Raw genomic sequence first — 12,617 nt, forward strand, 5'->3', positions numbered from 1 at the left:
GGCCTGAGGCCTCCGGCCTCAGGCCACGGGCACCGGGCGCGGCGCCCGCGCGGGCAGGCCCAGCAGTTCCAGGTCGGCGCGCAGGGCGTCCTCCCAGGGCGTGGCCCGCACGCCGAGGACCTGCTCGGTGCGGGTGGAGTCGACGAGGAAGGGCGCGGCGAACTGCCAGCGCTCGGCCTCCACCGCCGCCACGCTCGCGGACACGCGCGCGGCGGCGCGCAGCAGGGGGCGGGGGGCGACGCGCACCCGGTGGGGCCGCACCCCGCGCAGGCGGGCGACGTCGGCGGCCACCTCGTGCATCGAACGGGCCGCCGACGGCACCAGCCAGGCCCGGCCGTCGGCGCGCTCGTCGTCCACGACGGCGAGCAGGGTGGTGACGGCGTCGGGCAGGAACGTCCAGGCGTGCGGCGCGGCGGGGTCGCCGAGCAGCGCCCACGGGACGCGGCCGCGCGCGGCGCGCGGCACGACCTCCAGGTCCAGGTGGCTGTTGGCGCCGGGCCCGCCGCCGAAGTAGTCGGAGGCGCGCACCTCGCTGGCGCGCAGGCGCCCGGCCTCGTGGCGGGCGAGGGCGTCGAGCCAGGTGCGGGCCCGCACGGCGCCCTTGGTGCCGGGGGCGGCGGCCAGGGGGGCGTCCTCGGTCATCGGCGCGGTGCGTGGCCCGTAGCCGTAGAGGTTGGAGAAGGCGACGTAGCGGGCGCCGCCGGCCTCGACGGCGTCGAGGAGGGCCGCGGTGAGGCCGGGCCACTCCTGCGGCCAGCGGTGGTAGGCGGGGTTGACGGCGTTGACGAGGGTCGACGCCCCGCGCACGGCGTCGGCGAGGGCGCCGGTGCCGGAGCGGTGGTCGGCGGCGACGTCGAGGGCCAGTCGGCGCACGCGCTCGTGGTCGGGGCCGCGGCCGGAACGGCTGACGAGGACGACCTCGTCGCCGCGGCCGGCCAGCGCGAGGGCCAGGCGGGTGCCGACGGGGCCGGCGCCGGCGACGACGTGGCGGGCGGGGGTGGGCTGGACGGGCACGGCGGACTCCTCGGTGTGAGCGGCGCTCTCGGACGAGAGCAGTGTTCACGCGACTCGGCTCCGTCGTCAAGAGCAGCGCTCTCGATGATGAGCGGTGCTCTCGGGCGTGCGAGGATGCCGGGATGAGCCCCTCCGCCGCCGCCGAGGCCCGCGCCCGGGCCCGCGAGGACGTCGTGCGCCGCATCGTCGGGGCCGGCCGCCGCCAGCTCGCCGAGGTCGGCGCCGCCGGCCTGTCGCTGCGCGCCGTCGCCCGCGAGCTGGGCATGGTCTCCTCGGCCGTCTACCGCTACGTCGCCACCCGCGACGAGCTGCTCACGCACCTCATCGTCGAGACCTACGACGCCCTGGGCGAGGCCGCTGAGCGCGCCGACGCCGCCTGCGCGCCCGAGGATGCGGCCGCCCGCTGGCGGGCGGTGTGCCGGGGGACGCGCGCGTGGGCGCTGGCGCACCCGCACGAGTTCGCCCTCGTCCACGGCAGCCCCGTCCCCGGGTACGCCGCGCCGGTGGAGACGGTGCGCCCCGCGGGCCGGGCGCCCGCGGTGATGGGCCGGCTGCTGCGCGAGGCCGTGTCCGCCGGCGTCGTCGACCCCGCTGCCGTCCGCCCCCTGCCGGCCGGGACCCCCGCCTCCCTGCGGGCGGACCTGCGCGCGCTCGCGGCCCAGCCGGTCTTCGGGCTGCTGCCCGCGGACGGGGGAGCGGTGGAGGGCGAGGACGCGCTCGTGGCCCTCGTCGCGCACGGCCTGGCCGCCTGGCAGCAGGTGACCGGTGCCGTGGTGCTGGAGCTCGACGGCGCGCTGACGAACGTCGTCGGCGACCGCGCGGCGTGGTTCGACGTCCTCGTCGACGGCTGGCTCGACGTCCTGCTGCCGGGGGCGGGGAACTCCCGTCCGGGTGCGCGGGAGGACTCGGTGTAGTCGTCCCGCGACTCTCCCCGGAACCCCCGGACGCGGTCCCCGGAACTCCCCGTGCACGGTTCCTCGCGACCTGCGACGGAGTTCCGTCCACGGGCCGTGATGGTTTCCTGACGGTGCGTCGAGAACTCCCCCGCAGTGGTCCCCCGGTCGGGGGACGGGTCGTGAAAACGTTGCAGCGCAGCCCTTCCGCGCCGGTACGGTGCCCGGGTCCCGGGCCGCCGCGAACCCGGGGGTCTGGGGGAGACCGTGAGCACCACCCGCACCGCGCTGCCCGCGCTCGTCGCCGCCGCGTTCGCCGGCCACGTCGCCTACCCGGCGTGGCTGCTGGCGCACCGCCCGCGACGCGCGGGCGCCACCGCGATCGGCGCAGCCGACGCGGGACCCGTCGGCGAGCACGGCTGGACGTGGGAGGACGTCGACGTCCTCGTCCCCGCCCACGGCGAGGCCGGCGTCATCCTGCAGACCCTGCGCACCCTCGTCGACGCCTGCCGCGTGCCGCTGTCCTGCGTCACCGTCGTCGTCGACGAGGACGAGCGCACCCGCGACCTGTGCCTGGCGCACGGGTTCCGCGTCGACTACGCCGAGCGGCGCGCCGGCAAGGCCGCCGCCGTCAACCGCGGCGTGGACGGCACGAAGGCGCCGTACGTCGTGGTGGTCGACGCCAACGCCACCCTCGACCAGGACGGCTTGCGGGCCCTGCTGAACACCTGCGTCGCCCGGTACGACCTCGTCTCCGGCCTGCGCCGCGAGCGGGGCGCGGCCGACGAGGGCCTGTACTGGCGCTACGAGAACTGGATCAAGACGACGGAGGCGGCCCGCGGCGGGTCGCTGGCCCTGGTCGGCGAGGCCGTCGCGTTCCGCCGTCCCGTCTTCCGGCCGATCCCGGCCGGGACCGCCAACGACGACCTGTGGCTGGCCTTCGACGTCGCCTCGCGCGGGTACGCCGTCGGCGTCGAACCGCGCTGCCTCGTCGTCGAGGACTCCGCCCCGCGCGGCGACCAGCTCGAGCGGCGGGTGCGCATCATGGCCGGTCAGCTGCGCCTGTTCTGGCGCTACCGCGCGCAGTTCGCCACCGGGCCGGTGGAGTTCCGCCGCTTCGCCGCGCACAAGGTGTGGCGCTCCACCGTCGGCCCGGCCGCCCAGGTCGCGCTGCTGGCGGGCGCGGCCGCCGCACCGCGCCGGCGCACCTCCCAGCTCGTCCTGGCCGGCCACGCGCTGGCCGTGCTCGCCTACGCGCGCGGGGACCGCCTGCACGGGCGGGCCAGCGCCCCGCTGCGGCTGGCCGGGCAGGCGGTGGGGATGCCGCTGGTGGTGTTCTGCCGCGCCCTGCCGCGCGCCGTGCGCGGGCAGTCGGGGGTGTGGACCAAGCGCATGCGCTGAACCCGGGAGGGTGCGCTGAGCCCCGGGAGGGTGCGCTGAGCCCCGGGAGGGTGCGCTGAGCCCCGGGCGGGAGCGCTGAGCCCCGGGAGGGTGCGCCGACCCGGGGGAGGGTGCGCCGACCGACCGCGGGGGATGATGGCGCGGTGAGCCCCGAGCCCGTCGTCCACGTCCTGCACGAGAACCCCGAGTGGCTGCCGCCGTTCGTCGAGGCGTTCGCCGCCGAGGGGGTGCCGCTGCGCGAGCACGTCCTGACCGGCGGCGAGCTGGACCTCGCCGCGGAACCGGAGCCGGGCGTGTGGTGGTCGCGGATGTCGGCGTCCGCGCACACCCGCGGGCACACCGCCTCCGTCGCCCACACCCGTGCCGTGCTGTCGTGGCTGGAGGCCTCGGGGCGGCGCACCGTCAACGGCCGGCGCGTGCTGGAGCTGGAGCTGAGCAAGGTGCAGCAGCTCACCGCGCTGGCCGCCTCCGGGATCGACGTCCCCCGCACCGTCGCCGTCGTCGGCACCGAGCGGCTGCGCGCGGCGGCGCTCGCCTTCGCGCGCGAGCTGGGCGGGCCGTTCGTCACCAAGCACTCGCAGGGCGGCAAGGGCCTGGGCGTGGCCCGGTTCGACTCCGCCGAGGAGTTCGAGGCCGGTGCCGGCGACCTCGACGAGCCCGCCGACGGGGTGTGGCTGCTCCAGGAGTACGTCGAACCCGCCGACGCCTCGATCACCCGCGCGGAGTTCGTCGGCGGGGAGTTCCTGTACGCCGTGCGCGCCGACACCGCCAAGGGCGGTTTCCAGCTCTGCCCGGCCGACGCCTGCGAGCTGGACCCGGTGACCGGCCGGCCCGTCCTCCCGCCGGGGGCGACGGTGCCGCAGGAACCGGGCGACACGGTGTTCAGCCTGCGCGAGGGGTTCGACCACCCGGTGCTCGCGCAGCACGCGCGGTTCCTGCGCGAGCAGGGCGTCGAGGTCGCGGGGATGGAGTTCATCGAGACGGTCGACGGCCGGCTGGTCACCTACGACGTCAACACGAACACGAACTACAACGCGGCGGTGGACGCCGCGGCGCCGCGCTCGGGGCCCCGCGAGATCGCCCGCTACCTGGGGCGCCTGCTGCGCGGCTGAACCCCGGCCGGGGCGCCGCGAGCGCACCGCGAGCGCACCGCGAGCGCACCGCGAGTGCGGGAGGCGGGACTCGAACCCGCACGCCCGGAGGCACAGGATCCTAAGTCCTGCGTGGCTGCCAGTTACACCACTCCCGCTCGCCCCGGCAGCCTAACCGGGACGGGCGGGAGGAGGTGGGTCCGGCGGCCTCCGGGGCGGGCGTCAGGCCGCGTCGAGGCCCAGGTCGCGGCGCAGCTTGGCGACGTGGCCGGTGGCGCGCACGTTGTACTGCGCCAGCTGCACGACGCCCTCCGGGTCCACCACGACCGTCGAGCGCACCACGCCCACCGACGTGCGCCCGTACATCGTCTTCTCGCCCCACGCGCCCCACGCCTCGAGCACCGCGTGGTCGGGGTCGGACAGCAGCGGGAAGGTCAGGCCGTCGCGCTCGGCGAACTCGGCCAGCTTCGCGACCGGGTCGGGCGAGACGCCCAGGACCCGGTACCCGGAGGCCGCGAGGGCGTCCAGGGAGTCGCGGAAGTCGCACGCCTGCGTCGTGCAGCCCGGCGTCATCGCCGCCGGGTAGAAGTAGACGACGACGTGCTCGCCGCGCAGCTGCGACAGCGTCACGGTGCTGCCGTCGTGCGCGGTCAGCGTGAAGTCGGGGGCGGTGTCGCCGGGCGTCAGCCGGCCTGCGGGGCGGTCGGTCACGGCGTCACCGTAGCCGCCGGGGCCCGGCCCGCGACCGGGCCGCGGCCGGGTGGGGAACCGCGTCGGGGCCGACACGTGAGCGCGGCGGGGCCGCCCGCGCGTGCGGCGGGACGCCCCTCCGGTACGGTCGGGTCGCCCCGCCGCCCCCCGGGCCGGTGCGCGGGCCGCAGCACCAGGCGCAGCAGGAACAGGGCACGAGGACCACACCGGTCGGCAGGAGGCACCGTGGCGGGCAGCGACGGCAAGGTCGAGATCACCACCACGGACCCCCGTGCGCTCGAGCGGGAGGTCCAGGTGCGCCGGGACCGGCTGGCCGCCACGCTCGAGGAGCTGCACGACCGGCTGCAGCCCTCGGAGATCGCCCGCCGCGGCCTGACCTCGGCGCAGACGTCCGCCCTCGGCTTCGTCACCGACCGCCGCGGCGGGCTGCGCACCGAGCGGGTGGCCGCCGTGGCCGCTGTCGTCGTGGGCGTGGGGGTCGTGATCGTCGTCCGCGCCGTCCGCCGGCGCCGCTGAGCCGGCGGACCCGCCCGGGCCGCGCGCGGGGGCCCGGCTGTACGGTCCCCGCGTGACCAGCGCGCCCGACCCCAGCCGCCTGCCGGTGCGGATGCTGCACGACCGGGTGCTCGTCTCCGCCGACGACGCCTCCGAGCGCAGGTCCTCCGCCGGCATCGTCATCCCCGCCACGGCCGCCGTGGGTCGCCGCCTGTCGTGGGCGACCGTCGTGGCCGTGGGCCCGCACGTGCGCCAGGTGCAGGTGTCCGACCGCGTGCTGTTCGACCCCGACGACAAGGCGGAGGTCGAGCTGCACGGCAAGGGGTACGTCCTGCTGCGCGAGCGCGACCTGCACGCCGTCGCCGCCCCGCGCGTCGACGACGGCCAGACCGGGCTGTACCTCTGAGGCGCTCCGGCACCGCGCCCGCCGCGTCGCCCGGCGCTCGCCGCAACGCCCGCTACACCCCGCTGGCGGCCGACGGTCCGCTGCCGTGGGACATGGTCCGCGCGGTCCCGGCGATCCGGCGCAGCCCGGTGGACTTCCTCACCGCCACGGCCGCCCGCTACGGCGACCTGGCCGCGTTCCCGCTGCCGCGCACCCCCGTGCTGCTGCTCAACGACCCCGCCGGCGTCAAGCACGTCCTCGTCGACGCCCACCGCCGCTACGGGCGCGCCACCCCGCAGTACTCGGCGCTGGCCACGGTCACCGGCCAGGGCCTGCTCGCCAGCGACGGGGACACGTGGCGCCGGCACCGGCGCACCGTGCAGCCGGCCTTCCACCACGGGGCGCTGAGCGACGTGGCGGAACGCGCGGTGGCGGCCGGCGCCCGGCTGGGCGCCGAGGCCGACGCGCGGGCCGGCGCGCCGCTGGAGGTCCTGGACGCCACCTCCCGCGCGAGCCTGGAGGTCGTCGGGCACACGCTGGCCGACGCGGACCTGTCCGGGGTGGCGCAGCAGCTCGTCGACGCGGTCGGGCGGGCGCTGGAGCTGCTCGTGGCCCGCGCCGCCAGCCCCGTGCCGGGCTCGTGGCCCACGCGCTCGCGGCGGCTGCTGGAGCGCGAGACGGCGCGCATCGACGCCGTCTGCGCGCGGATCGTCGCCGCCCGCAGGGCCCGCCCGGCCGCGGCGGACGGCGACGAGCGCGAGGACGGGCGCGAGGACGTCGTGGGGCTCATGCTGCGCGCCGGGCTCAGCGACGCCGAGGTGCGCGACGAGCTGGTCACCTTCGTCGTCGCCGGTCACGAGACGGTCGCATCGTCGCTGACGTGGACGCTGGACCTGCTGGCCCGCCACCCGGGCGCGCAGCAGCGGCTGCACGCCGAGCTGGACGAGCTCCTCGACGGCGGGCGCCGCTCGCCGGGGTGGGAGGACCTGCGCGGGCTGCGGTTCACGCGGGCGGTCCTGGAGGAGTCGCTGCGGCTGTACCCGCCGGCGTGGGTGATCACCCGGCGGGCGCTGGAGGACGACGTCGTCGCGGGCGTCGAGGTGCCTGCGGGAACCCTCGTCATCGTCTGCACGTGGGCGCTGCACCGGCACCCGGCGGTGTGGGAGGAGCCGGAGGAGTTCCGGCCCGAGCGCTTCCTGGACGCCGCCCGTCGCGAGAGGGGCTACGTGCCGTTCGGGGCGGGGCCGCGGCTGTGCATCGGCCGCGACCTGGCGCTCGTGGAGTCGGTCCTGCTGCTGGCCGAGCTGCTGCGCACGCGCTCGCTGGCGCCCGCGCCGGGGCCGCGCCCCGCGGTCGAGTCGCTCGTCACGCTGCGACCGCGGGGCGGGCTGCACCTGCTGGTGCGGGACCGCGACGGGTTCAGGCCCGGGGGAACTGCGGCGTCCCGCTGACCCGCACGGTCGTGGACGTCGCGCCGGACGCCGTCGGCGGCAGGCCGTCCAGGACGACGGAGGCGCCGGTGGACCAGGCCCGCACCACGGTCGTCGTGGAGCGGCAGGCGCCCAGCGCGCCGCTCGAGGGCAGCGTGAACCCGGCGCGCAGGACGGCGGTGTCGGCGTCCACCCGGGTGGCCGGGCCGATCGTCGAGGCCGAGCGCGGCCACACCGGCCCGACGGGGACCTGGGTGCGCACCCACGTCGAGCGCGTCGACGTGCCGCAGCGCACCTCCAGGGTGACGCCGGCGGCCCCGCCGAAGCCGATCCCGCCGCCGGCGCGGTCCCCGGCCGCGGCCAGGCCGCTGACGCGCACGTCGATCGTGCCGTACCCGCAGGGGCTGACCGGCGGGGTGGCCGTGCGGCACGTCTCGGGCAGGACGGCGGGGCGCGGGGAGAGCGTCACGGCGCCGGGTGCCGCCCGCACGCCCGGCGGTGCGGTGGCGGCGCTCGCGGCGGGTGCCGCGGCGAGGCCGGCGGTCAGGACCGCGACCGCGGCGAGGGCGGGGACGCGGCGTCGGGCGCGGCGTCGGGCGGGGCGGGGGGTGGGGCCGGTGGTGCGCGTGCGCTCGTTCACGGGTGCCTCCACGGTGAGGTCTGCCGGCGTCGGTGCTCGGCGGCACGCAGTCTCGTCCTACTGTCCGTGACCATCAAGCGACTCCCTGAAGTCGCCGGTGTGGGCCCGGCGGTGGGAAGCGTTTGCTCGTGCTCAAGCGGCGTTGCCCGCGGGCCGACGACCACGGGGTGGGGCGAGAGCGGTGAGGGGCGGCTGGCGCCTCGTGCTGCCCGCGCTCACCGGCCTGGGTGCCCTGGCCGTCGTCCTCACCGGGGCGGGACCGGTGCCGCAGGCCGTCGCCGCTGTGGCCCCCGGCGTCCTGGCCGTCGCCGCGGTCGCGGCGGGCCTGCCGCGGCGCCCGCCGGCGCACCGGCCGCCGTGGTTCCTGCACGGCCTGGGACTGGCCTGCATCACAGTCGGCTACGCGCTCTTCCACGCCGAGCTCCGCGGGGACGGAGCGGTGGCCGCAGGGACCTCGAACGTCTTCTTCGTGCTCGGCAACGTCCTGGTGCTCACGGCGCTCGCCTCCCTGAGCTGGCGGCGCTTCGACTCGGGCGCCCTGCTGGACACCGCCATCGCGGCGACCGGTGCTGCCGTCGCCGTCGGCGCCCTCGTCGTCCGGCCCGCGCTGGCGCAGACCGGGGTGTCGGGCACCGGGGCGGTCCTCGTCGTCCTCTACCCGCTGATCGACCTGCTGCTCCTCGGCCTGGCCCTGCACTGGCTGCTGTCGGGACGATCGGCTCGAGCTCCGTCGGTGCTGGCCGCCGCGGCCTACGCGTGCCTGCTGTGCGGGGACGTGGTCACGGGGGCGGTGGCGGTCCTCGCCCCGGGGCTGGCCGGTCCGTGGCAGCTGCTGCCCTTCGCGTGGTGCCTGTCGCTGCTGGCGGCCGCGGCGCTGACCTCGACCGGCCTGGCGGCCGCCACCCCCGGCGACGCCGGGATCGGCTGGCCGCTGTGGCGGTGGCTCCTGGTCGGCGGGGCGGCGTGCCTGGCGCCCGCGGTGCTGCTGGGTCAGGGCCTGGCCGGGCTGCCCGTCGACTGGGCCGTCGTGGGCGCCGGGTCCCTGCTGCTGTCGGCGCTGACCCTGGCCCGCGTGCGCCAGCTCGTGCGCCGCGTCGAGGAGCAGGCCCGCCAGCTCGCCGAGGTGGCGCGCACCGACGCCCTGACCGGGCTGCCGAACCGCCGGACGTGGGACGCGGGTCTGCAGCGCGCGCTGGCCGACGGCGGTCCGGTGGCCGTCGCCCTGCTGGACCTGGACCACTTCAAACGGCTCAACGACACCGCCGGCCACGCCGCGGGCGACCGCGTGCTGCGGGGAGCGGCGAGCGCGTGGCGCGACCTGCTGCCGCCGGCGGCGATGATCGCCCGCTACGGCGGGGAGGAGTTCGCGGTGCTGCTGACCGGCGCGGCCGTGCCGGACGCGCTCGACCTCGTGGAGGACCTGCGCCGGGCCACCCCCGCGCCGCAGACGGCGTCGGCCGGTGTGGCGCTCTGGGACGGCGCCGAGGGCGCCGCGGAGCTGGTGGCGCGCGCCGACGCCGCCCTGTACGCGGCCAAGCGCGGCGGGCGCGACCGGGTGGCCGCCCGCTGAGGCGGGTTCGTGGGGGCGGGCCCGTGGGGGCGCGGGTCAGGGCGCCTCGACGGTCTCCCGGCGACGCACCTCCGCCAGGGCGGCGTCCAGGTGCGGGGCCAGCGGCCGACCGGCGGCGCGCAGCAGGTCCTCCAGCAGCAGCAGGGCGTGGGCGACGAGGGGTGCTGGGAGGGCCGGCGGCGGGTCGCCGTCCGCCGTGTCCGGGTGGGCGCCCAGCGCCCCGGTGAGCACGAGCACGAGCAGGTCCGGCGACAGGTCCGGCAGCCACGTCGCGGACCGGGCGGTGCGCGCGACCACGGCGCGCAGGTCGTCGGCGTCCAGGCCGTCGGGGTGCAGCCCCTCCAGCAGGTCGCGCAGCACGTCGCCGCTCACCGTGCGCACCTGCTCGGCGTCGAGCTCGGCCAGCGCGGCCGCAGCGGCGCGCAGCTCCTCCGCGTCACCGGCCGCGGCGGCGTCCACCCCGCGGACCAGGAGGCGGGACAGGCGGGTCGGGGACGTGCGCGGGGACGTGCCGGAGGACATGCCGCGATGGTGGCGCACGCCACCGACACGCAGGCCGCGCGGGCCCGGTACGAGCGCCGTGCGGACCCGGGACGCACGAGCGCCCCGCCCCCGCGGCGGCGGGGACGGGGCGCTCGGGTGGTGCCGGCGGTGCGGCGGGTCAGGCGTCGCAGGCCAGCCCGTCGCGCAGCGCGGCGAGGTTGGCCTCCATGAGGCCCAGGTAGTCCTCGTCCCGCGTGACCCGCTCGATCGGGTGCAGGACCCCGGTGCGCACGCCGAGGTCGTCGGCCAGCGCGGCGGCCACGCCCTCACCGGCGGCGGCCTCGAAGAAGACCGTCTGCACGCCGCGGCCGGAGACGGTCTGCACGACCTGCCGCAGGCGGGCGGGAGACGGCTCGACGTGCGGGTCGATGCCCGTGATGCCGAGCTGCTCCAGGCCGTAGCGCTCGGCCAGGTAGCCGAACGCTTCGTGCGAGGTGACCAGCGTGGCGCCGGCGCACCCGGCCAGCGCCTCGGAGTACTCCGCGTCCAGCGCCCGCAGGTCCTCCTCCAGGTCCGCGGCGGCGCTCGTGTAGGAGCCCGCGCCGTCGGGGTCCACGTGGGCCAGCTCCCCGGCGACCTCGCGGGTCACCTCGACCATCCGCACCGGGTCGAGCCAGAAGTGCGGGTCGGCGCCGAGGTCGGCCAGGGGAGCGGTGTCCACCAGGTGCTCCGGCGGGTCCTGCGCCAGCGCGGAGTCGACGGCCGGCTGCAGCCCGCCGAGGTGGACGACCAGGTCGGCGGCGCCGAGCTCGGCGACCTGCTGCGGGGACAGCTCCAGGTCGTGGCTGTCGGCGCCCGGCGGGACCAGGTTCTCCAGCGCGACGTCCCCGCTGCCGATCCGCTCGGCCGCCACCCGCTCGACGACGAACGCCAGCGGGTAGGAGGAGGCGACGACGGTGGTGGCGTCGCTGCCGGCGCTGCTGCCCGGGCCGCCCGCCGCGCCGCACCCGCCGGCCGGCACCGCGAGGAGCGCGGCGCCGGCCAGCAGGGCGGCCCGGCGGGACAGCGGGGCCGGGGTGCGAGGGGTCACGACCGCTGCTGCTCGCCCTCGTGGTCGTGCTCCTCGCCCTCGTGGGCGTGGTCGTCGTGGTCCTCGCCGGCGTGGTCGTGACCGTGCTCGCCGTCGTGGGCGGCGTTCTCGTCGGCGGAGCCCGTCACGCCCTTGAGCTCGTTGGGCGTCACCGACAGGTCGGCGCTGGCCCACACCTCACCGGTCTCGATGTCGACCGCGTGGACCTTGTCGTCCACCGGGTCGCTGACGTACGCGGTGCCCTCCATGGTGAACACCTGCGGCTGCGGGGTCTGCCAGTCCTCCTCGACCTCCCACTCGCTCATCACGGGGATCGAGCGGGTGACGGTGCCGGCGACGGTGTCGATGACGTGCAGCTGCCCGTCGGTGCCCAGGACGACGCCCTCGCCGTCCTCCCCGCGGCCCAGCGAGCGGTACCAGTAGGAGGACGGCAGGTCGACGAGCCGCAGCTGCCCGGTGGTGGTGTCGATGAGCGAGACGCGGGTGGTCAGGTCGATCTCGGCGTCGGGGTCCGACTTGTAGTCGCCGAGGACGATCGGGGAGTCCTCGGTGCCCCACTGGTTGCCGATGCGGCCGTACTCGTCGGGGCTCTGGACCTTGGTGATCTCCCCGTCCCTGTACACGAGGACGCCGTCGGTGCAGCCGACGACGACGACCTCGTCGGCGGCGACGGTCTCGCCGTGGACGTCGGGGCACTGGTCGTTCGCGGCGATCTCGTTCCCCTCGGCGTCCAGGACGCGGATGCCGGTGCGGGACTCCTCGTCGCCCTCGGAGACGACCATCCGGCCGTCGGACAGCTCCACGGCGAGTCCGTGGTGGGCCGAGGGGGTGGTGAGCTCCCGCGTCTCGCGGTCGGGGTCCTCCAGGTCGGCGCTGTCGAAGGCGACGACCTGGCCGGTGGCGTCGTCGAACAGGACGGTGCGGCCGGCGTGGGTGACGACGTGCCCGGCCTCCTCGGCCTCGAACACGGTGCCGGTGACGCGCGGCTCGGACGTGTAGTAGTGCGAGTGGTCGCCGTGCGCCTGCTCCCACGCGCCGGCGTCCAGGGAGTGGAACCCGCCGGCCGCGGTGACCAGCAGGTGGCGGCCGTCACCGGCCGGGTTCAGGCGGGTGAATCCGTCGAAGGGGAAGTCGCCGAGGACCTCCAGGGACGTGGCGTCCAGGACCTGCACGCCGCCGGAGTGCGTGATCGCCAGGCGCGGCTGGCTGGCGGCGGCCTCGGTGGGCTCGGGGGTGCTGGTCGCGGTGGGGGTCTGCTCCGGGGCCTCCTCGGGGGCCGCGGCCGTGTCGGCGCTCGAGCAGCCGGCGACCAGCGCGAGGGAGAGGGCCGCCGCCAGGGCGAGGGGTCGGCGGAGGGGAGGGCGGTGCACGGGGACGCTCCTGTCTGACCGGGGACTTCGACGGCGCAGACGCT

The 12,617-nt window shown here is 77.5% G+C and carries 13 protein-coding genes and 1 tRNA gene; 7 read left to right on the forward strand and 7 right to left on the reverse strand.

Annotated features, from left to right (window positions below; all coding sequences use genetic code 11):
- Positions 1 to 18: 18 nt before the first annotated feature.
- Positions 19 to 1,014 (reverse strand): NAD-dependent epimerase/dehydratase family protein, encoded by a 996-nt coding sequence (locus tag ACRYMY_RS15085; protein WP_432548053.1) that lies wholly within the window; start codon positions 1,012 to 1,014, stop codon positions 19 to 21.
- A 122-nt stretch (positions 1,015 to 1,136) separates the two neighbouring features.
- On the opposite strand from ACRYMY_RS15085, the gene ACRYMY_RS15090 reads away from it, so the two are divergent.
- The 3 genes from ACRYMY_RS15090 to ACRYMY_RS15100 all read left to right on the forward strand — a co-directional run bounded on the left by ACRYMY_RS15090 (position 1,137) and on the right by ACRYMY_RS15100 (position 4,420).
- Complete coding sequence (locus ACRYMY_RS15090) at positions 1,137 to 1,928, forward strand: TetR/AcrR family transcriptional regulator (protein ID WP_432548054.1); 792 nt, start codon at positions 1,137 to 1,139, stop codon at positions 1,926 to 1,928.
- Between the two features lie 246 nt (positions 1,929 to 2,174).
- Entirely contained in the window at positions 2,175 to 3,308 is a 1,134-nt protein-coding gene (locus tag ACRYMY_RS15095; RefSeq protein ID WP_432548055.1) for a glycosyltransferase, read from the forward strand.
- Between the two features lie 143 nt (positions 3,309 to 3,451).
- The gene (locus tag ACRYMY_RS15100) at positions 3,452 to 4,420 is read left to right on the forward strand and encodes an ATP-grasp domain-containing protein (RefSeq protein ID WP_432548056.1); all 969 of its coding nucleotides are present in this window, start codon (positions 3,452 to 3,454) and stop codon (positions 4,418 to 4,420) included.
- 55 nt (positions 4,421 to 4,475) lie between these two features.
- On the opposite strand, the gene ACRYMY_RS15105 is transcribed toward ACRYMY_RS15100, so the two are convergent.
- Positions 4,476 to 4,557, reverse strand: a tRNA-Leu gene (locus ACRYMY_RS15105).
- Between the two features lie 64 nt (positions 4,558 to 4,621).
- Positions 4,622 to 5,110 carry a thioredoxin-dependent thiol peroxidase gene (gene bcp / locus ACRYMY_RS15110; RefSeq protein ID WP_432548057.1) on the reverse strand — a complete coding sequence of 163 codons (489 nt, stop codon included), beginning with the start codon at positions 5,108 to 5,110 and terminating at the stop codon, positions 4,622 to 4,624.
- Positions 5,111 to 5,335: 225 nt separating this feature from the next.
- Here bcp and ACRYMY_RS15115 point away from each other — a divergent pair, with 225 nt between their 5' ends.
- From ACRYMY_RS15115 to ACRYMY_RS15125, 3 genes are all read left to right on the forward strand, one after another.
- Complete coding sequence (locus ACRYMY_RS15115; protein ID WP_432548058.1) at positions 5,336 to 5,626, forward strand: DUF3618 domain-containing protein; 291 nt, start codon at positions 5,336 to 5,338, stop codon at positions 5,624 to 5,626.
- 91 nt (positions 5,627 to 5,717) lie between these two features.
- A complete protein-coding gene (locus ACRYMY_RS15120; protein WP_432548089.1) occupies positions 5,718 to 6,011 on the forward strand; it encodes a GroES family chaperonin in 294 nt (97 codons plus the stop codon).
- An 80-nt stretch (positions 6,012 to 6,091) separates the two neighbouring features.
- A complete protein-coding gene (locus ACRYMY_RS15125; protein WP_432548090.1) occupies positions 6,092 to 7,441 on the forward strand; it encodes a cytochrome P450 in 1,350 nt (449 codons plus the stop codon).
- Here the strand turns inward: ACRYMY_RS15125 and ACRYMY_RS15130 are convergent.
- Entirely contained in the window at positions 7,410 to 8,060 is a 651-nt protein-coding gene (locus tag ACRYMY_RS15130; RefSeq protein ID WP_432548059.1) for a hypothetical protein, read from the reverse strand. The two genes, ACRYMY_RS15125 and ACRYMY_RS15130, sit on opposite strands and share 32 nt — an antisense overlap.
- Positions 8,061 to 8,241: 181 nt before the next feature.
- Between ACRYMY_RS15130 and ACRYMY_RS15135 the strand changes: the two genes are divergently transcribed.
- Positions 8,242 to 9,630 carry a GGDEF domain-containing protein gene (locus ACRYMY_RS15135; protein WP_432548060.1) on the forward strand — a complete coding sequence of 463 codons (1,389 nt, stop codon included), beginning with the start codon at positions 8,242 to 8,244 and terminating at the stop codon, positions 9,628 to 9,630.
- Positions 9,631 to 9,666: 36 nt separating this feature from the next.
- Here the strand turns inward: ACRYMY_RS15135 and ACRYMY_RS15140 are convergent, their stop codons facing one another.
- The 3 genes from ACRYMY_RS15140 to aztD all read right to left on the reverse strand — a co-directional run bounded on the left by ACRYMY_RS15140 (position 9,667) and on the right by aztD (position 12,573).
- Positions 9,667 to 10,152 (reverse strand): hypothetical protein, encoded by a 486-nt coding sequence (locus tag ACRYMY_RS15140; RefSeq protein WP_432548061.1) that lies wholly within the window; start codon positions 10,150 to 10,152, stop codon positions 9,667 to 9,669.
- A gap of 139 nt (positions 10,153 to 10,291) precedes the next feature.
- The gene (locus ACRYMY_RS15145; protein ID WP_432548062.1) at positions 10,292 to 11,203 is read right to left on the reverse strand and encodes a metal ABC transporter substrate-binding protein; all 912 of its coding nucleotides are present in this window, start codon (positions 11,201 to 11,203) and stop codon (positions 10,292 to 10,294) included.
- Positions 11,200 to 12,573 (reverse strand): zinc metallochaperone AztD, encoded by a 1,374-nt coding sequence (gene aztD / locus ACRYMY_RS15150; protein ID WP_432548063.1) that lies wholly within the window; start codon positions 12,571 to 12,573, stop codon positions 11,200 to 11,202. The genes ACRYMY_RS15145 and aztD overlap by 4 nt, the downstream gene beginning before the upstream one ends.
- Between the last annotated feature and the right edge of the window lie 44 nt (positions 12,574 to 12,617).

Source organism: Kineococcus haloalkalitolerans (assembly GCF_050871905.1).
Classification (GTDB): Bacteria; Actinomycetota; Actinomycetes; order Actinomycetales; family Kineococcaceae; genus Kineococcus.

Coding starts and splice junctions, on each gene's coding strand:
- ACRYMY_RS15090 (WP_432548054.1), top strand. CDS start 1,137: ATGAGCCCCTCCGCCGCCGCCGAGGCCCGCGCCCGGGCCCGCGAGGAC.
- ACRYMY_RS15120 (WP_432548089.1), top strand. CDS start 5,718: ATGCTGCACGACCGGGTGCTCGTCTCCGCCGACGACGCCTCCGAGCGC.
- ACRYMY_RS15140 (WP_432548061.1), bottom strand. CDS start 10,152: ATGTCCTCCGGCACGTCCCCGCGCACGTCCCCGACCCGCCTGTCCCGC.